18 protein-coding genes are annotated in these 18,177 nt (G+C 73.8%); 10 read left to right on the top strand and 8 right to left on the bottom strand.

Going from position 1 to position 18,177, the window contains the following annotated elements; genetic code table 11:
• Window position 1: 1 nt before the first annotated feature.
• From FHS88_RS02340 to FHS88_RS02330, 3 genes are all read right to left on the bottom strand, one after another.
• On the bottom strand, window positions 2–898 hold the full coding sequence (locus FHS88_RS02340) for a carbohydrate ABC transporter permease (RefSeq protein ID WP_184480884.1): 897 nt from the start codon (window positions 896–898) through the stop codon (window positions 2–4).
• Window positions 898–1,839 (bottom strand): carbohydrate ABC transporter permease, encoded by a 942-nt coding sequence (locus FHS88_RS02335; RefSeq protein WP_184480882.1) that lies wholly within the window; start codon window positions 1,837–1,839, stop codon window positions 898–900. Before FHS88_RS02335 ends, FHS88_RS02340 begins: the two co-directional genes overlap by 1 nt.
• A 76-nt stretch (window positions 1,840–1,915) precedes the next feature.
• A complete protein-coding gene (locus FHS88_RS02330; protein WP_184480880.1) occupies window positions 1,916–3,277 on the bottom strand; it encodes an ABC transporter substrate-binding protein in 1,362 nt (453 codons plus the stop codon).
• Window positions 3,278–3,438: 161 nt separating this feature from the next.
• Between FHS88_RS02330 and FHS88_RS02325 the strand changes: the two genes are divergently transcribed.
• From FHS88_RS02325 to FHS88_RS02300, 6 genes are all read left to right on the top strand, one after another.
• Window positions 3,439–4,560, top strand: coding sequence for an NAD(P)/FAD-dependent oxidoreductase (locus FHS88_RS02325; RefSeq protein WP_246419183.1), 1,122 nt, complete (start codon window positions 3,439–3,441; stop codon window positions 4,558–4,560).
• Window positions 4,557–5,537 carry a threonine ammonia-lyase gene (locus FHS88_RS02320; protein WP_184480878.1) on the top strand — a complete coding sequence of 327 codons (981 nt, stop codon included), beginning with the start codon at window positions 4,557–4,559 and terminating at the stop codon, window positions 5,535–5,537. Before FHS88_RS02325 ends, FHS88_RS02320 begins: the two co-directional genes overlap by 4 nt.
• 68 nt (window positions 5,538–5,605) lie before the next feature.
• Window positions 5,606–6,595 carry a Bug family tripartite tricarboxylate transporter substrate binding protein gene (locus FHS88_RS02315; RefSeq protein ID WP_184480876.1) on the top strand — a complete coding sequence of 330 codons (990 nt, stop codon included), beginning with the start codon at window positions 5,606–5,608 and terminating at the stop codon, window positions 6,593–6,595.
• The gene (locus FHS88_RS02310; protein ID WP_184480874.1) at window positions 6,592–8,190 is read left to right on the top strand and encodes a GMC family oxidoreductase; all 1,599 of its coding nucleotides are present in this window, start codon (window positions 6,592–6,594) and stop codon (window positions 8,188–8,190) included. Before FHS88_RS02315 ends, FHS88_RS02310 begins: the two co-directional genes overlap by 4 nt.
• Entirely contained in the window at window positions 8,187–9,314 is a 1,128-nt protein-coding gene (locus FHS88_RS02305) for an MFS transporter (RefSeq protein ID WP_184480872.1), read from the top strand. The genes FHS88_RS02310 and FHS88_RS02305 overlap by 4 nt, the downstream gene beginning before the upstream one ends.
• A gap of 85 nt (window positions 9,315–9,399) precedes the next feature.
• Entirely contained in the window at window positions 9,400–10,206 is an 807-nt protein-coding gene (locus FHS88_RS02300) for a 3'-5' exonuclease family protein (protein ID WP_184480871.1), read from the top strand.
• A 233-nt stretch (window positions 10,207–10,439) separates the two neighbouring features.
• Here FHS88_RS02300 and FHS88_RS02295 read toward each other — a convergent pair whose 3' ends face one another.
• Both FHS88_RS02295 and FHS88_RS02290 read right to left on the bottom strand, forming a co-directional pair.
• Window positions 10,440–11,546, bottom strand: coding sequence for a S1C family serine protease (locus FHS88_RS02295; RefSeq protein ID WP_184480869.1), 1,107 nt, complete (start codon window positions 11,544–11,546; stop codon window positions 10,440–10,442).
• A gap of 53 nt (window positions 11,547–11,599) precedes the next feature.
• A complete protein-coding gene (locus FHS88_RS02290) occupies window positions 11,600–11,953 on the bottom strand; it encodes a hypothetical protein (RefSeq protein WP_184480867.1) in 354 nt (117 codons plus the stop codon).
• An 84-nt stretch (window positions 11,954–12,037) separates the two neighbouring features.
• Here FHS88_RS02290 and FHS88_RS02285 point away from each other — a divergent pair, with 84 nt between their 5' ends.
• Genes FHS88_RS02285 through FHS88_RS02275 form a run of 3 tightly spaced genes read left to right on the top strand, consistent with a single transcriptional unit; the run spans window position 12,038 to window position 15,013 of the window.
• Window positions 12,038–14,407, top strand: coding sequence for a heavy metal translocating P-type ATPase (locus FHS88_RS02285; protein WP_184480865.1), 2,370 nt, complete (start codon window positions 12,038–12,040; stop codon window positions 14,405–14,407).
• The gene (cueR, locus tag FHS88_RS02280; RefSeq protein ID WP_184480863.1) at window positions 14,404–14,793 is read left to right on the top strand and encodes a Cu(I)-responsive transcriptional regulator; all 390 of its coding nucleotides are present in this window, start codon (window positions 14,404–14,406) and stop codon (window positions 14,791–14,793) included. Before FHS88_RS02285 ends, cueR begins: the two co-directional genes overlap by 4 nt.
• Window positions 14,794–14,797: 4 nt before the next feature.
• On the top strand, window positions 14,798–15,013 hold the full coding sequence (locus FHS88_RS02275; protein WP_184480861.1) for a cation transporter: 216 nt from the start codon (window positions 14,798–14,800) through the stop codon (window positions 15,011–15,013).
• 40 nt (window positions 15,014–15,053) lie between these two features.
• Here FHS88_RS02275 and FHS88_RS02270 read toward each other — a convergent pair whose 3' ends face one another.
• The gene (locus tag FHS88_RS02270) at window positions 15,054–15,449 is read right to left on the bottom strand and encodes a hypothetical protein (RefSeq protein WP_184480859.1); all 396 of its coding nucleotides are present in this window, start codon (window positions 15,447–15,449) and stop codon (window positions 15,054–15,056) included.
• On the bottom strand, window positions 15,449–16,222 hold the full coding sequence (locus tag FHS88_RS02265) for a glycosyltransferase (protein ID WP_221244293.1): 774 nt from the start codon (window positions 16,220–16,222) through the stop codon (window positions 15,449–15,451). The genes FHS88_RS02270 and FHS88_RS02265 overlap by 1 nt, the downstream gene beginning before the upstream one ends.
• Window positions 16,223–16,281: 59 nt before the next feature.
• On the opposite strand from FHS88_RS02265, the gene FHS88_RS02260 reads away from it, so the two are divergent.
• Entirely contained in the window at window positions 16,282–17,619 is a 1,338-nt protein-coding gene (locus FHS88_RS02260) for an NAD(P)/FAD-dependent oxidoreductase (protein WP_184480855.1), read from the top strand.
• Between the two features lie 170 nt (window positions 17,620–17,789).
• Here FHS88_RS02260 and FHS88_RS02255 read toward each other — a convergent pair whose 3' ends face one another.
• Window positions 17,790–18,170 (bottom strand): hypothetical protein, encoded by a 381-nt coding sequence (locus tag FHS88_RS02255; RefSeq protein WP_184480853.1) that lies wholly within the window; start codon window positions 18,168–18,170, stop codon window positions 17,790–17,792.
• Window positions 18,171–18,177 lie beyond the last annotated feature (7 nt).

Here is an 18,177-nt window from a genome sequence, read left to right as displayed (position 1 = left end):
CTCAGCCCTTGGTGGCGCCGGCGGTCAGCCCGGCGATGTAGTAGTCCATCAGGAAGGCGTAGATGATCACCGGCGGGAGCGCCGCCATCAGCGCGCCGGCCATGATCTGCCCCCAGGCGAAGGTGTCCGCGCGCACCAGCTGCGACACGACGCCGATGGTCAGCGGCATCTGGTCCGGCGTGGTGACGAAGGCGGTGGGATAGACGAAGGCCGCCCAGGAGACGGTGAAGGCGAAGATCGTCGCCGCGATGATCCCCGGCAATGCGACCGGGATGAAGATCTTGAGCAGCATCTGCGGCCAGGTGGCGCCGTCGATCAGCGCGGCCTCGTCCAGCTCCTTCGGGATGGAGGCGAAGTAGCCGATCATGATCCAGGTGCAGAAGGGCACCGTCAGCGTCGGATAGACCAGCACCAGCCCCCAGATTGAGTTCAGCAGCCCGAGCCCGCCCACGATCTGGTAGAGCGGAATGAAGAGCAGCGTGTCCGGCACGAGGTAGGTCAGGAACACGCCGGTGGCCAGCATCTGGCTGCCCCAGAAGCGCATGCGCGCCAGCGCGAAGGCGGCGAGGATGGAGATCACCATCGTCACCGCCACCACGCAGGCGGTGATGATGATGCTGTTCAGCATGAAGCCGCGGAACAGCGGATTCTCGATGATCGCCCAGTAGTTCTCGAGCGTGGGCTCGCGCACGATCCAGGGGTTGCCGGCCATGCCGGCGATCTCGCCGCTGGTCTTGAGGCTGGTGACCAGCATGTAGAAGGGCGGCGCCATGAAGATGACGGCGGCGACGATGAGCGAGGCATAGGCGGTCCACATCGCCCAGCGCCGCTCGGCGCGCAGGCTGCCCGCCTTGTGGTAGATGCCCGGGAGGTCGCGGTTCGCGGCGGTGGCCGACATCACATCTGCTCCTTGTTGCGCCGGACCACGCCGCGCAGGACGAAGAAGGCGCAGACCGCGAGGAAGGGCAGCATGAACAGGGAGACCGCCGCGCCGCGCGGAATGTTCCCCGACAGGATGCCGACCTGGAAGGCGTAGGAGGCGAAGACATGCGTCAGGTCGCGCGGGCCGCCATTCGTCAGCACCCGCACGATGTCGTAGTTCGCGAAGGTGACGATCAGGCTGAACAGCACGGTGATGGAGATGATGTTCGCCATCATCGGCAGCGTCACGTAGCGCAGCCGCTGCCAGGAGGTCGCGCCGTCGATCGCCGCCGCCTCGTAGAGCTGCTCGGGCACCGACTTCAGCGCCGCGAGATACATGATCATGAAGAAGGGCGCGCCGATCCAGACATTGACCATGATGATCGCGATGCGCGCCCACCAGTGGTGCCCGAGCCAGGGCACCTCCGGCACCGAGACGATGGAGAGCAGCCAGTTGATCGAGGAGTAGGAGGGGTCGAACATCCACCACCAGCCGAGGGTGGACAGCGCCGGCGGGATCACCCAGGGCACCAGCAGCATGCCGCGCCACTTGCGCTGCTTGTTGTTCGGGATGTGGTGCAGCATGTGCGCGAGCCAGAAGCCGATCAGCGCCTTCAGCAGCACCGCCGTGATGGCGAAGAAGCAGGACTGGAAGAAGACGTTCCAGAAGGTCTCGCTCTCGATCAGGATCTCGTAGTTGAGGAAGCCGACGAACTCGGTCATGCGCCGGTTCAGCATCGAGAGGTAGATGCCGAACAGCGCCGGATAGGCCACGAGCCCGACGATGACCGCGAGCAGCGGCAGCGTCATGACGAAGGCGATGGTCGAGCGCCGCCGCGCGAAACGCTGGAGCGAGTTCGCGCGGCCGCCCGTGATCTCGGCGGCGTCTCTCACGGCGATCGTGCCGTCGGCTGCCATGGTGCTCTCCCCCTGGGAAGGCCAGGGCGGGCAGCCTTCCGGCGCCCGCCCTCACCCGGTCCTGCGGTGCCGCGGGTCAGCCGCCGCGGCGGATGGTGGTCAGTTCGCGCTCGAGCCAGGCGAGCGCCTGGTCGATCGTCTCGCCCGCCTGGGCGACGCGCGCCACCACCTTGGTGTTCAGCCCCTGCTGGTAGGCCTGCACCGCGAACTCCGCCGGCGCCGGCGCGAAGGCGATCGAGGCGGTGGCGTTGTGGTGCGGCTTGATCGGGTAGTTGAAGATCGTGCCGGTCGGCGGCCCCTCGTTCGCCCACACAGCGAAGTCGCTCATGCTCAGGAAGGGCGGGATGTCGTAGCCGTTCGATGTGGTTGTCTGCTTCTCGGCACTCGTGCGCTCGCTCATGAACTCGAGCAGCGCCTTCGCCGCCGGCTTCATGCGGCTGAAGGACCAGATGCCCCAGAAATAGGGCAGGTAGGGCACGAAGCGGCCCTCGGGGCCGGCGGGCGTGGTCACCGTCCAGCACCGCTCGGCCACCTGCGGCGCGTCGCGCTTGGCCACCGCCCAGGCCGAGGGCGGGTTGAAGATCAGCGCCGAACGGCCGGAGATCAGCGCGCGGTTGTTCGCCCCGTCATCCCAGGCCCAGACGTCGTTGGGCAGGAAGCGCGACAGGCGCACGAGGTATTCCACCGCCGCGCGCAGCTTGTCGTTGCCGCGCACGGTGATGTTGCCGCGCGCATCCATCACGCTCGCGCCATAGGCGGCGAAGATGGCGCCCACCGTGTCCACCGCGTCGGTGAAGGAGCCCATGGGCATGCCGAAGGGGAAGCCCGCGGCGTGGCACTTCTCGGCATAGGTCAGGAGGTTCGCCCAGGTCCACTGGTCGGCCCCCGGCCCGACGCGGTTCTCGGCCGGCCACATGGCGCGGATGTCCACGCCCGCATGCTGCTGCAGCAGGTCGAAGCGCACGCAGGCGGGCTTGTACTGGGTGCCGGACACCGCCGGGATCGCCACCCACTTGCCGCGGATCTTGCCGAGGTATTCGGCGGCCGGGTTCACCGCGCCGTATTTCGCGGTCAGCCGCGCCATCACGTCGTCCACCGGCTCGAGCAGGTCGGCCTTCGACGCCGGCTCCCAGGTCGGGAAGGAGAGGATGTCGTGCCCCGAGCGCGACTGCGCCTGCGCCGCGATGGTCAGCAGGTTCTGGTTGCCGACCGAGGTGATGAAGTCCACCTGCACATTGACGCGGTTGCGCTGGCCCCATTCGGCGCAGAGCTCGCGGATGGCATTGTTGCCCACCGGCACCCAATGGTCCCAGAAGCCGCAGCGCAGGGTGCCGCCCGTGCCCTGCGCGTGCACCATCGGCGCGCCGACCGCGGTCGCCGCCAGAACGCCAGCCCCGTTGCGCAGCACATTGCGCCGGGTCATCCCGTGCTTCGACATGCTTTCCCTTCCGTTCTCTCCCCGGGGCGAGCCTCGATGGCGAGCTCGCTTGTCGGTAGTCGCAAAGTTAGTCACCGTCGGAGCGCCCTGGCAACGGCCTTACGACCAGTAAGCGGCATCGCCTTGCCCGTTACGTTTGCCCGGCGCAGGCTGTCGGCGCCATGGACATGCACGCCTTCGACGCCATCGTGATCGGCGCCGGCATCGCCGGCGCGACCGCCGCGGCGCATCTCTCGGCCAGCCATCGCGTCGCGCTGCTGGAGGCCGAGGAGAGCGCCGGCTACCACGCCACGGGCCGCTCCGCCGCCATCTGGATCCGCAACTACGGCAGCCCGGATGCGCGCATCCTCACCGCCGCCTCGCGCGCCTTTTTCCAGAGCCCGCCGCCGGGCTTCGCGGAGGTGCCGCTGATGCAGCCGCGCCCGGTGCTGCACCTCGCCCCGGCGGAGCAGGCAGACGCCCTGCGCGCGATGATCGCGGAGGGCGATGGCATGCGCGAGATCCCGCTCGCGCAGGCGCAGGCGATGGTCCCGGCGCTGCGGCCCGGCTACGCCAGCCTCGCGGCCATCGAGGCGGACTGCTTCGACATCGACGTCGCGGCCATGCACCAGGGCTTCCTGCGCCAGGCGCGCGCGGCGGGCGGAACGCTGGCCCTGCGCAGCCGCGCCGGACGCCTGTGGCGCGAACGGGGGCGCTGGCATGCGGAGACCGCAACCGGCGCCGTCTTCGCCGCACCGGTGATCGTGAACGCCGCCGGCGCCTGGGGCGACGAGGTGGCGCGCATTGCGGGCCTCGCCCCCATCGGGCTGCAGCCTAGGCGCCGCACCGCCTGCGTCGTGGACCCTGGCGCGCATGACTGCGCCGCCTGGCCGCTGGTCGGCGATGCTGGCCACACCTGGTATGTGCGGCCCGAGGCGCGGCGCAAGCTGATGGTCAGCCCGGCCGACGAGACGCCGAGCGCGCCCTGCGACGCGCAGCCCGACGAATACGACGTGGCGGTCGCGATCGACCGCATGCAGCAGGCGCTCGACATCCCGGTCTCGCGCGTCGAGCACCGCTGGGCGGGGCTCAGGACCTTCACGCCGGATCGCGGCCTCGCCATCGGGCAGGGCGAGGCGGAGGGCTTCTTCTGGATGGTCGGCCAGGGCGGCTACGGTATGCAGACGGCGCCGGCGGCCGGGCGGCTGCTCGCCGCGCTGGTCGCGGGCGAGGATCCCGGCGCGCTCGCCGCCGCCGTGCCGCTGTGCGATCCGCGCCGCTTCACGCGGAGGGCGGCGGCATGAGCGACACCCTGCCCGACTTCGAGGATGTCCGCGCCGCCGCCGCGCGCCTCGCCGGGCGCGTGCTGCGCACGCCGCTGCTGCGCCACCGGCTGCTCGACGAGATCACCGGCGCGACGGTGCTGGTCAAGCCCGAGCCGCTGCAGCGCACCGGCTCCTTCAAGCTGCGCGGGGCGACCAACGCGGCGCTGCTGATGGAGCCGGCGGCGCGGCGGGGCGGGATCGTCACGCATTCCTCGGGCAATCACGGCCAGGCCTGCGCGGCGGCGGCGCACATGCTCGGCATGCGCGCGACCATCGCCATGCCCTCCGACGCGCCGGCCATCAAGGTGGAGGCGACGCGCCGCTGGGGGGCCGAGATCATCCCCTTCGACCGCCACGGCGTGGACCGCGACGCACTGGCCGAGACGCTGGCGGCCGAGCGCGGCGCGACCGTCATCCCGCCCTTCGACCACCCCCATGTCATCGCCGGGCAGGGCACGGTGGCGCTCGAACTGATCGAGGACGCGCAGGCGCTGGGCCTCACGCTCGACGCCTTCGCCGTCTGCACCGGCGGCGGCGGGCTCACGGCGGGCTGCGTGCTGGCGCTCGAGGCGCTGGCGCCGAAGGCCGAGGCCTATGCCGTCGAGCCGGAGGGCTGGGACGACACGGCGCGCTCGCTCGCCGCCGGCCGGCGCATCCCGGTCGCCACGCCGGGCAGCGGGCTGTGCGACGCGCTGCTCTCCCGCCAGCCCGGCGCGCTGACGTTCGCGATCAACCACCGCCACCTCGCCGGCGGCGTGGTGGTGACGGAAGCGGAGATCCTCCGCGCCATGCGCTTCGCCTTCGAGCACCTGAAGGTGGTGGCCGAGCCGGGCGGCGCGGTGGCGCTGGCCGCCGTGCTCGCGGGCAAGGTCGCGGCCAAAGGCGGGGTGATCGGCGTGGTGATCAGCGGCGGCAACGCGGATCCCGCCATCTTCGCCCGCGCGCTCGCGTCGTGATGCCCTTGCCGCGCCGCGGCTCCGGCGCTTCTGTGGGCACAACCACAACAGCACGAGGAACCGTCCGCATGGATCGCCGCAGCCTGCTTGCCCTTCCCGTCCTCGCCCTGCCCGGCATCGCCCGCGCGCAGGCCTTCCCCAGCCGCGCCATCACCCTGGTCAGCGGCTATGCGCCCGGCGGCTCGACCGACATCTCCGCCCGCCTGGTGGGCGAGCGGATGCAGGGGCTGCTCGGCCCCGATGCGCGGATCGTGGTCGAGAACCGGCCGGGGGCGGCGGGCCGCGTCGCCTCCGACTGGCTGCGCCGCCAGCCGGCCGACGGCTACACGCTGATGCTGACGGAAAGCTCCTCCCATGCGCTGCTGCCGCATGCGGTGCGACGCGGCACGCCCCATCATCCGGTCAACGACTTCACCCAGATCGCGATGGTCTGCACCACGCCCTATGTGCTGATCACGCGCACCGACTTCCCCGCCCGCACCGCGCAGGAGATGGTCGCGCAGCTGCGCAGCGCCGACCCCGAGACCCTGCCCTTCGCCACCTCCGGCGTCGCCAACGCCACGCATTTCGCCGCCGAGCTGCTGGTCAACCAGCTCGGCCGCGGCGGGCGCTTCCCGAACGTGCCCTATCGCTCGGGCGGGCTGATGGTGGAGAGCATCGCGCGCGGCGAGACCGCCTGGGGCACCGCCGCGCTGGCCTCCGCCGCCGCGCAGATCAGCGGCGGGCGCATCCGCGGCATCGCGGTCACCTCGGCGCAGCGCTCGGCCTCCTTCCCCGACATCCCGACCCTGGCCGAGAGCGGCGTGTCGGGCTTCGACCTCGTGAACTGGTACGCCATCATCGGCCCGCCCAACATGCCGGCCGAGATCACTGCCAGGCTCAACGGCGCCATCCGCCAGGCGCTCGCGGACCCGCAGCTGCGCCAGCGCTTCCTCACCGCCGCGCTCGACGCCTGGCCGGGCGACAACACGCCCGAGGCCGCGCGGGCCTATTTCGCCGCCGAGCAGGAGCGCTGGCGGGATTACGTCAACCGCACCAATCTGCGCCTCGACGAATGACGGCGGCGGCGGATGTCATCGTCGTCGGCGGCGGCACCGCCGGCTGCATCGTGGCGGCGCGCCTGTCCGAGGATCCGCGCTGCCGCGTGCTGCTGCTGGAGGCCGGGCCGCCCGACCGCGACATCTGGATCTCGCTGCCCGCCGGCTATGCGAAGCTCTACGGCAGCAAGCGCTACGACTGGGACTACCTGACCGAGCCCGAGCCCAACCTCGACGGCCGCGCCATCCACTGGCCGCGCGGCAAGGTTCTGGGCGGCTCGGGCAGCGTGAACGGCCTCGTCTTCCTGCGCGGCTCCCCGCACGACTACGACCGCTGGGCGCAGGCCGGGGCGCGCGGCTGGTCGCACGAGGAGGTGGCGCCCGTCTTCCGCCGCATCGAGCACTGGGACGGCCCGCCCGACCCCGCGCGCGGCGCCGCCGGCGCGATCCATGTGCGCGAGCCTCGCAGGCTCGCCCCCGCCGCCGCCGCCTTCGTCGAGGCCTGCATAGCCGCCGGCCTGCCGCGCAACCGCGACTGGAACGACGGCAGCCCGATCGACGGCGCGGGCCCGGTGCAGCTCAACGTGAATGGCGGGCGCCGCTCCTCGACCGCCAAGGAGTATCTGCGCCCGGCCATGGCGCGCGGCAACCTGCGCGTGGAGACCGGCGTGCTGGCGCGGCGCATCGTCGTGCAGGACGGCCGCGCGGTCGCCGTCGAGGCGGAGCGCGACGGCGAGCCCCTTCTCTTCCGCGCGGCGCGCGAGATCGTGTGCTGCGCCGGGGCGATCGAGACGCCGAAGCTGCTGATGCTCTCGGGCATCGGCGACGGCGCGGCGCTGCAGGCGATGGGAATCCCCCTCGCGCGCCACAGCCCGGGCGTGGGGCGCAACCTGCAGGACCATCTGATCGCGAAGTTCATCTTCCGCGCGAAGCCCTGCGGCACGCTGAACGAGATCCTGCTCTCGCCGTGGAAGAAGGCGCGCATGGGGCTCGACTACCTGCTCGCGCGGCAGGGGCCGCTCGCGATCGGCGCGGGGGAGGCGAACGCCTTCGCGCGCGTGACGCCCGGCGCCGAGGAGGCGGAGGTGCAGTTCCTCTTCGTCAACTTCTCCACCTTCGACTACATGAAGGGCCTGCAGGACTTCCCGGGCTTCATGTTCAACTACGGCGTCTGCCGCCCCGACAGCCGCGGGGAGATCGCGCTGCGCTCGCCCGACCCGCGGGACAAGCCGCTGATCCGGCCGAACTACCTCGACCACCCGAACGACATCCGCGTGATGCTCGGCGCCGCGCGTCTCGGCCGGCGCATCGCCGCGCAGGCGCCGCTCGCCGCGCTGATCGAGGAGGAGCTCCGCCCCGGCCCCGACGCGACCACGGACGAGGCGCTGCTCGCCAACATCCGCGCCACCGCCGGCACGGTCTTCCACCCCTGCGGCACCGCGCGCATGGGCAGCGATGCGATGGCGGTGCTCGACCCCGAGCTGCGCGTGCATGGCGTGGCGGGGCTGCGCGTGGCGGATGCGTCGGCCTTCCCGCTCATCCCCTCGCCCAACATCCAGCCGGCGGTGATGCTGGTCGCCGAGCGCTGCGCGGATTTCATCAGGGCGGCGGCGTGAGCGGCGTCGCGGCGGTCGGCGCCGCGGTCTTCGCCATCGGCTTCTCCACCACCCTCGCCATGCCGCTCTTCACCGCCTATGCGGCGCGGGAGGGCGGCGGCGCGGGCGGTCTCGCGCTCGCCTTCATCGCCTATGCGGCGACGCTGATCGTCACCGCGCCGCTGCTCGGCGGGCTGTCCGACCGCATCGGGCGCAGGCCCTGCGTGCTGGCGGGGCTGGCGCTGGCGGGGCTGTCCACGCTGGCGCTGATCCTCGCGCCCGGGCTTGCCGCGCTCGCCGTCGCGCGGGCGCTGCAGGGCCTGGCGATCGGCCTGATCGCCGGCGGCGCGACGGCCTGGGCGGCGGAACTGGCCGGCGGGCCGGAGGCGGGGCGGCGGGCGGCGCGCGTCACCGCCTTCGGCACGGCGGGGTCCTATGCCGCGGGCGGGCTCGCCACGCTCGGCGCGCTGTGGCTGCTCGGGGATGGCGAGCCGCCGTTGACCTTCTGGCTGCACATCGCCGCGGTGGCGGTGCTGATCCCGGTGGTCGCGCGCCTGCCCGACCGCCGCCCGCGCGAGCGCGTCGCCTGGCTGCGCGTGCCGGCCTTCCCGCGCGGCACCGTCGCCTCCTCCTTCGGCATGTTCGCCGCCTGGGGGGTGACCGGGGTGGCGATCACCTCCGTGCCCTCGGCGCTGGCGGCGGCGGGGCATCCGCGCCTCGGGCCGCTCGCGGTGTGCTTCATGATCCTGGTCGGCACGGCGGTGCAGCAGGCGATCGGGCAGCTGCCGGCGCGGCGGCTTTCGCTGATCGGGCTGCCCGTGCTCGCCGCCGGGGCGGGGCTGGTGGTCCTGGGCACGCTCGCCGCCTCGCCGGCCCTGCTGCTGGCCGGCGGCGCGCTGGTCGGCAGCGCGGCCTATGGCTTCCTGTTCGTCGGCGCGCTGGCGGCGGCGTCGGAGGCCGCCTCGGGCGAGGACCGTGCGCGCGCCGCCGCCGGCGTGTTCCTGGTCGCCCATGCCGGCTTCTGCATCCCGCCGCTTCTCACGGGCCTGGCGGTGGACGCCTTCGGCGCGCCGGCCGCGCTGACGGGGTTCTGGCTCGCCCTCGCGCTGTTCTGCGCGCTGCTGGCCCTGCTGCTGCGCCGGTGACGGGTTCCGAGGGCCTTCCGGCCCTCGGCGGGGTGGGTTTCGGGAGGGGCGGCGCCCCTCCCGCTTTCCCGCCATACTCCCGCCCATGGAACGCGCCGTCGCCTTCGACATCGAGACCGTCCCCGACCTCGCCGCCGGCCGCGCCCTGCTGGGCGAGGCCGCCGAGGGGCTGGACGATGCCGCGCTGCGCGCCCGCCTCGGCGCCCGCCAGGCGCGGGACGGCCAGGACCCCGCCACCGCCTTCCTCAAGCCGCCGCTGCATGCGCTGGCCTGCCTCGCGCTGCTGGTCGCCGAGCGCGACGGCGCGGAGGAGCCCTGGCGCGTGCGCCGCATGGCCGCGCGGCATGTCGGCGAGACGGCGGAGGCCGAGATCCTGGCCCTGTTCGAGCGGAGCATCGCCCAGCGCCCGGCGCCGCTGCTCGTGGGCTTCAACACCTCGGGCTTCGACCTGCCGGTGCTGCGCTACCGCGCGATCGCGACCGGGGTGGCGATGCCCTCGCTCCACGGGGCCAATGGGCGGGACTACGGCTATCGCTACGGGCGCGACCATCTCGACCTCGCGGACCGGCTCTCGGGCTTCCGCGCCTCGCCCATGCCCTCGCTGGCCGAGGCCTGCGCGCTGATCGGCCTGACCGCCAAGGCCGGGATGGACGGTGCGGAGGTCGAGCCCGCCATGGCGGCGGGCCGCGGCGCCGCGGTCGCCGAATACTGCGAGACGGATGTCGCCGCGACCTGGCTGCTGGCGCTGCGCTACTGGCAGGCGACCGGCGCGCTGCCGGGCGATGCGGCGCGGCAGTCCTTCGCCGGCTTCGCCGCCTTCCTCGCGGAGCATCGCCCCGCCCCCGCCTTCGCCGCGCATCGGGAGGCGGCGGCGCGGCTCGCCGGGGGCTGATACCCTGCGGACAAAGGATCAACCTTTGCGCGCAGGGCATCAGGATCTGGTTCCGCGCGCGGCCGCCCCACCAGCCCCGCGCGCCATAGCAGAGGGTGAAAGGCCAAACCTTTCGCCCGCTGGCGTGATCCCCGCCGGTCGGGGCCGCCCTCAGCCGCCGGGCATCGGCCTTGCGGCCCCGCGCGCGATGCCGGCGGAGGACGGGCCGAACCCCCCGCCCGCCGCCATCGCGCCTACCGCTCGCAGCGGATGAAGACGGTGGAGGGGTGCGCCTGCTCGCCCACCTCGGCGGCGCTGCGCTCGGCGCCCTGGCTCTCGCGCATCACGGGGGTCACGCCGTGGCGGCGCAGGAAGGCCACCGCCTCGGTCCCCTTCACCGCGAAGTTCACGTTCTGAGGGATGTCGCCGGTGCGCTGGGCGATGCGCGCGGCATTCAGCTTGGAGACGACGACGCCGATGACATGGCCCTGGCGGTCGAGCAGCGGCCCGCCCGAATTGCCCTGCTGCACCGGCGCGCTGATCTGGAACTGCTGCTGGTTGTCGCCGAGGCCGGCCAGCGCGCTGACCTCGCCCGTCGTCAGCGTCGGCCCCGAGGAGAGCAGGCCCGCCAGCGGGAATCCATAGGTCACGACGCCCTCCCCCCGGCGCACCGGATTGGCGCGGAAGGCGAGCACCGGCCCTGGGTTGCCCTGCACGCGCAGCAGCGCGAGGTCGCGCACCGCGTCATGCCCCTGCACCTCGACCACCGGCAGCATCCGGTTCTCGGCGGTGCGGACGAAGAGCCGGCTGCAGCCCTCGATGACATGCTGGTTGGTCAGCACCCGCTCGGGCGCGACGACGAAGCCGGTGCCCGAGGCGACGCGCGCCTGCGGGTTGGGCCGCGCGCCCGCGGCGGGCGGCGGCGCGGGGCGCGCGCCGGCCTCGGAGGGGCCGAGGGCCGGCGGCTTGGCGCCCGGCAGGCCGCCGCCCGGCGCCGCGACCGGCGGCCGCGCGGCCTGCGGCGGCAGCAGGGCCTGCGGCGGCAGCGCCATGACCACCGTGCGCTCGGCGCAGATGTCGGCGTTGCGGCGGACGATCTCCTGCCCGTCGCGCAGCACCATCCGCAGGTCGAAGGCGCAGCCCGCGCCCTCGGCCGGGCGCAGCGCGAATTGCCCGCCGGGGCCGAGCGGCCCGCGGTTGAGCAGGTTGCCGCCCCAGTCCTGCCGCCCGCTGCGCACCGCATGCAGCGCCACCGCCGCCTCCGGCGTCCGGTTGACCACGCGGAAGGGCTCGGACTGCGCGAAGGCCGCCGGCGCGGCGAGCGCCAGCGCGAGGGCCGCGGGCAGGGCGAAGGATCTCATGGCCTCAGCATGTCGGCAGCCGGCCGGCCGCCGTCAATCGCCATCGCGCCGGATCAGCGCGGGCCGCGCGCGGCCGGCGCCACCGGGCCGAACTCCTCGGCCATGGCGACCGTCCGCTCCTGGCAGACATCCACCCCGCGGCGGACGGATTCCCGGCCCGATTGCAGCACGAGGCGGATGTCGAAGCGGCAGCCGGCACCCTCGGGCGCGCGCAGCGCGAAGAGCTCCCCGGAGCCGAGCGGGCCGCGCAGGATGTTGCCGCCCCATTCCGCCGTGCCGCTGCGCACGATGTGCAGCGCGGTCGCCGCCTCGCCCGCGCGGTTGGCGATGCGGAAGGGTTCGTTCTGCGCGAAGGCCTGGCCGGCGCCGAGGGCCAGCGCCAGCGCGACGACGATACGATGCCGCATGACAGCGCATGTCGCTTCGCCGCCGCGCGGTGTCAATCGGCGGGCCTTGACCTTCCCATATTGGGAAGGGCCAGATCGCCCTCCATGCCCGAAGCCCCCACCGCCCCGCAGCGCCGCTTCCTGCCCATCGAGGGCATGAGCTGCGCCGCCTGCGCCGGCCGCGTCCGCCGGGCCCTGCTTGCCGTGCCCGGGGTGACGGGGGCGGAGGTCAACCCCGCCTCCGGCCAGGCGGAGGTGACCGGAAGCGCCGACACGGCCGCGCTCGCCTCCGCCGTGGCGCGCGCGGGCTATGCGGTGCCGGAGGTCGCCTTCGACCTCAGCGTGGGCGGGATGACCTGCGCCTCCTGCACCGGACGGGTCGAGCGGGCGCTGGCCCGCGTGCCGGGGGTGCTGGAGGTGCGGGTGAACCTCGCGACCGAGCGCGCGCATGTCCGCGCCGTCGCCGGCACGGAGGAGGCCGCGCTGGGTGCGGCGGTGGCGCGCGCCGGCTACCGCCTGCTCGGCGCGGAGGCGAGCGAGGCGGCCGATCCCGGCGCGGCGCGGGAACGGCGCGACCTGATCCTCGCCGCCATCCTCACCGCGCCCTTCCTCGTCGGCATGGCCGGGATGCCCCTCGGGCTCGACTGGATGCCCGGCGGCTGGTGGCAGCTCGCGCTCGCGACACCGGTGGTCTTCGGCCTCGGCGCGCGCTTCTGGCGGGCCGGCTTCGCGGCGCTGCGCGCGGGCAGCGGCAACATGGACCAGCTCGTGGCGATCGGCACGGGCGCGGCCTGGGGGCTCTCGCTCTACCTGCTCCTCGCGCATGGCGCGCATGGGCATCACCTCTATTTCGAGGCGGCGGCGGTCGTCGTCTTCTTCATCCTGCTCGGCAAATGGCTGGAAGCGCGGGCCAAGCGCGCCACCGGGGCGGCCATCCGCGCCCTGCTCGGCCTGGCTCCGCGCACCGCGCGGCGCCTCGCGGACGGCGCCGAGACCGAAGTGCCGGTCGCCGCCCTCGCCCCCGGCGATGCGGTGGTGGTCCGCCCCGGCGAGCGCATCCCCGCCGACGGCGTGGTCGCCGAGGGCCGCGCCGGGGTGGACGAGAGCGCCCTGACCGGCGAGAGCCGCCCGGTCGAGAAGGAGCCCGGCAGCGCCGTCGCCACCGGCACCGTCGCGCTCGACGGGCGGCTCGTCGTCACCGTCACGGCGGTGGGCGGGGAGACGGTGCTCGCCCGCGTCGCCGCGCTGGTCGCCGCCGCCCAGGCCTCGCGCGCGCCGGTGCAGAAGCTGGTGGACCGCGTCAGCGCGGTCTTCGTGCCGCTGGTCCTCGCGCTCGCCGCCGTCACGCTCGCCGCCTGGCTGGCGGCCGGGGCGGAGGCGGAGACGGCGATCGTCACCGCCGTCTCGGTGCTCGTGATCGCCTGCCCCTGCGCGCTCGGCCTCGCCACCCCGGCGGCGATCATGGCCGGCACCGGGGCGGCGGCGCGCGCCGGCATCCTGATCCGCGACGCCGAGGCGATCGAGCGCGCCGGCGCGATCACCCTTGTCGCCTTCGACAAGACCGGCACGCTGACCGAGGGGCGCCCGCGCCTCGCCGCGCTGCACCCGGCCGACGGCGTGACGGAGGCCGAGGCGCTGCGCCTCGCCGCCGCGCTGCAGGCGGGCAGCGAGCATCCGCTGGCGCGCGCCGTGCTCGCCGCCCATGGCCCGGCGGCCCCGGCGGCGGCGTTCCGCGCCCTGCCCGGCCGCGGCGTGGAGGGGCTGGCCGAGGGCCGGCGCATCGCCCTCGGCAGCCCGCGCCTGCTCGCCGAACGCGGCGCCGAGCCGGGCGCGCTGGCCGCCGCCGCCGCCGTCGAGGCCGGGCAGGGCCGCAGCCTCGCCTGGCTGATCGAGGGCACGCGCGTCCTCGCGCTGCTGGCCTTCGAGGACGCCGCCAAGCCGGGGGCGGCGGCGGCGGTCGCGGGCCTGCGCGCGATGGGGCTGCGCGCGGCGATGCTGAGCGGGGACATCCCCGAGGCCGCCGAGGCCGCCGCCCGCGCCCTCGGCCTCGACGAGGTGGCCGCGGGCGTGCTGCCCGAGGGCAAGGCCGAGCGCGTGGCGGCCTGGCAGGCCGAGGGGCATCGCGTGGCGATGGTCGGCGACGGGGTCAACGACGCGCCGGCGCTCGCGCAGGCCGATCTCGGCATCGCCATGGGCACCGGCACCGATGTGGCGATCGCCGCCGCGGGCATCACGCTGCTGCGCGGGGACCCGGCGCTGGTGCCGGCCGCGATCGAGGTGGCGCGGCGCACGCGCGCGAAGATCCGCCACAACCTGGTCTGGGCCTTCGCCTACAACGTGGTGGGGCTGCCGCTCGCGGCGCTCGGGCTGCTCTCCCCGGTGGTGGCGGGGGCGGCGATGGCGGCCTCCTCGGTCAGCGTGCTGACCTCGGCGCTGATGCTCGCGCGCTGGCGGCCGCGGGAGGGCGGGCGATGAACATCGGCGAGGCCGCCGCGCGCTCGGGCGTGAGCGCCAAGATGATCCGCCACTACGAGGCGATCGGCCTGATCGGCGCGGTGCGCAGCGCCAACGGCTACCGCGTCTATGGCGAGCGCGACGTCGCCGTGCTGCGCTTCATCCGCCATGCCCGCGACCTCGGCTTCCCGCTCGAGGACGTGCGCCGGCTGCTCGCGCTGTGGCAGGATCGCAATCGCGCCTCGGCCGAGGTGAAGCGGCTTGCGCTGGCGCATGTCGCCGCGCTGGAGAGCAAGGCCGATTCGCTCCGCCGCATGGCCGCGAGCCTGCGCCACCTCGCCGCCCATTGCCACGGGGATGACCGCCCCGACTGCCCCATCCTCGACGACCTCGCACGGAAGGACTGAACCGATGAGCAAGCCCGAAGGCCCGACCATCACGCTGAAGGTGGAGGGCATGTCCTGCGGCCATTGCGTGAAGGCGGTGACCGCCGCGATCCAGGCGAAGGACCCGGACGCGAAGGTGGTGGTGGACCTCGCCGACGGCACGGTGAAGGCCGAGACGGCCCTGCCCCGCCATGTCGTCTCGATGGCGGTGGAGGAGGAAGGCTACGCCGTGAAGGGCTGAGCGCCGGCCCCGCGCCCGCCGGAACGGGCGCGGCCGGCCGTCACGCGCCGCGCAGGATCGCCGATTCCAGCGCCCGGACGCGGTCGTTGTAGGCGCTGTGGATCTGCCCGCCGCTGTAGTCCAGGTTGACGCTGTTCACATAGGTGATGGAGAAGCCGCGCACGTCGAAGGCGATGTCCACCGTCATCTGGTGGCTGCGCCAGGTGTTGGTGCCGCGCAGCAACCCGGGCCGGATGGACTGGAGGTGCCAGCCGCCCTGGCTGGCGGCGGCGCGGCGGATCTGCGCCTCGCGCTCGGCGAGGTTGCCCCGGCCGGGGAATTGCGCGCCGGTGCTCTGGTAGATCGGCTGGGCGCGGCAGGCGCCGAGGCCGATGCCGCCGCCCAGGGCGACCAGCACCGGCATCCCGCGCCGCAGCACATCACGACGAGCAAGCATCATCCACCCTCCCTGTCGCTGCGCCGGGCCGGGGCGAGGCTCCGCACCAGTCCGGCCGGGTCCATGCCCCGGGCCAGAAGTTTGCCGGCCACCATGATCACGATACGCGCGATATCCGCAACGGGTCTGAAATGGCTCCGCCGCCGAAGGGTTTCGCCATAGAGGGCAGGGATCTCCGCCGCGACGGTGGTGATGCCCGCGCGCGCGGCGTCGATCAGGATCTCACTCTCGAAGGAGAAGCGCCGGGCGCGGCCCTCGTAGCGGTCGAGCCCCGCGAGCGCGGCGGCGGGGTAGATGCGGAAGCCGGACTGGCTGTCGGCGACCGGGTGGCGCGCGGCCCAGGAGATCCAGAAATCCGCCACCCGGTTCGCCCGGCGCCGGGCCGCGGGCTGGCCGGGCGCGCCGCGGCGCGAGCCGATCACGATGCGGTCGGCCCGGGCGAGGGCGAGCAGGCGCGGCAGGTCCTGCGGGCGGTGCTGCCCGTCCCCGTCGAGCGTCGCGACCAGCCCCGCCCCGCGGGCGAGCGCGGCGCGCATCCCCCGCCGCAGCGCCGCCCCCTTGCCCTCGTTGGCCGGGCTGGCGAGCACCTCGGCCCCCGCCGCCGCCGCGGCCGAGGCGGTGCCGTCGGTCGAGCCGTCATCCACCACCAGCACCGGCACGCCGGGGGCGGCGGCGCGCAGGCCTGCGACCACGCCGGCGATGGTCGCCGCCTCCTGGTAGGCGGGCACCACGACGACGAGCGGCCCCGGGGGCGAGGTTGATGTTTCGGTCACGGCGGCCCGGCTGGTATGAAGGCGCATCCTACCGCCCCACAGCATCCGGACCAGTGTCCATGCCGCTCGACGCCTCGCGTGACCTGCCCGACGAAACCCGCTGCGACGTGCTGATCATCGGCGGCGGCCCCGCCGGCTCGACCGCCGCGACGCTGCTGGCCGAGAAGGGCCGCCACGTCGTGATGCTCGAGAAGGACCGCCATCCGCGCTTCCACATCGGGGAGAGCCTGCTGCCGCTGAACCTGCGGATCTTCCACAGGCTCGGCGTGTCGGACCGCATCGCCGCGATCGGGGTGCACAAGCCGGGCGCACGCTTCGTCTCGGACGAGCACGGCAAGCACACCGCCTTCTCCTTCGCCGAGGGGCTCAACCCGGACTTCACCTATTCCTACCAGGTCCGCCGCAGCGAGTTCGACGAGGCCCTCTTCGCCCGCGCCCGCGAGGCCGGGGCCGATGCGCGCGAGGGGGTGCGGGTGCTCGATGTCGCGCTCGACGCGAGAGGCGGGCACCGCGTCACGGCGCGCGCGGAGGACGGGGCGATGCTGCATTTCCGCCCCCGCTTCCTGATGGACTGCTCCGGCCGCGACACCTTCCTCGCCACCGCGATGGGGACCAAGGCGCGCAACCCGCACAACAACACCGCCGCGATCTACGGCCATTTCCGCGGCGTCGCGCCCTTCGGCGAGGAGGAGGACGGCAACATCACCGTCCATCTCTTCGACGAGGGCTGGTTCTGGATGATCCCGCTGACCGGCGGGGTCATGAGCATCGGCGTCGTCTCCAACCCCGCCTTCTTCAAGCGGCGGCGCGGCAGCGTGGAGGCCTTCTTCCTCTCGACGCTGAAAAGCGTGCCCTCGGTCGCGCGGCGGATCGCGCGGGCCGAGCTGATCAGCGAGGTCACCACCACCGGCAACTACTCCTACGCCGCGAAGGTGATGCAGGGGGATGGCTGGCTGATGGCCGGCGACGCCTATGCCTTCATCGACCCGGTGTTCTCCTCGGGCGTGCTGCTCGCGATGGCGAGCGCGGAGATGGGATCGGAGGTCGCCGACACCTGGCTCGACGACCCCGCGCGCGCGGCCGCGATGGCCCGCACCTTCGAGCGGAAGGTCAAGCGCGCGATCGGCTCGCTCTCCTGGCTGATCTACCGCATCAACACGCCGGTGCTGCGCGACATGTTCATGTGGCCGAGCAACCGCTTCAACATGAAGCGTGGCCTGATCAGCCTGCTGGCGGGAGACGTGCATGCGCACCCGGACCGGCAGGTGCCGGTCCTCGCCTTCAAGGCCGCCTATCGCGCGCTGACCATCGCCCGCCGCTTCGGCTACCGGCTGGGGCCGGACGGGCTCGTGCGGATGCCGCGCGCGCCCGCACCGGCGCCGGCGACGGCGGGCTGACGAGGCGCCCCCGCGCGGCGCGGGCGGCGCGCGGGCGGGCGCTCATGCCCTGTGGACAAAGGATCGACCTTTGTCCGCAGGGCATGAGGATCTGGTTCCGCGCGCGGCCGCCCCACCAGCCCCGCGCGCGATACCAGCGGGCGAAAGGTCGAACCCTTCGCCCGCTGGTATCAGCTCACCGGCTGCTGCGCGATGGCGCGTTCGAGGTTCTGGATCCAGCCATTGTAGTTCTTGTGGATGCTGCTGCCGTCGTATTGCAGGTTGCGGCTGTCCACGTAGCGGATGGCGAAGGCGTCCGCGCTGTAGGTGATCTCGACCACGGCGACGTGGCTGCGCAGGTTCAGCGTGGCGCGCATCACGCCCGGGCGGACCAGGTCCGTCTGCCAGCCGAGGCCGGCGGCGGCGCGGCGGATCTGCTCGGCGCGGGCCTCGAAGGGCGCGGGCGAATCGAAGCGGCGGCCCGGCACGTTGTAGATCGGCGCCGTGCAGGCCCCGAGCGCGAGCGCCGCCAGCACCGCCGGCCCCGCGACGACAAGAGTCCGTCTTTTCATCTGCCTT

It is taken from the genome of Neoroseomonas alkaliterrae (assembly GCF_014199195.1).
GTDB lineage: Bacteria > Pseudomonadota > Alphaproteobacteria > Acetobacterales > Acetobacteraceae > Neoroseomonas > Neoroseomonas alkaliterrae.
The sequence above is the reverse complement of the archived record's forward strand: the minus strand, read 5'-3'. Positions and strand labels throughout refer to the sequence as shown.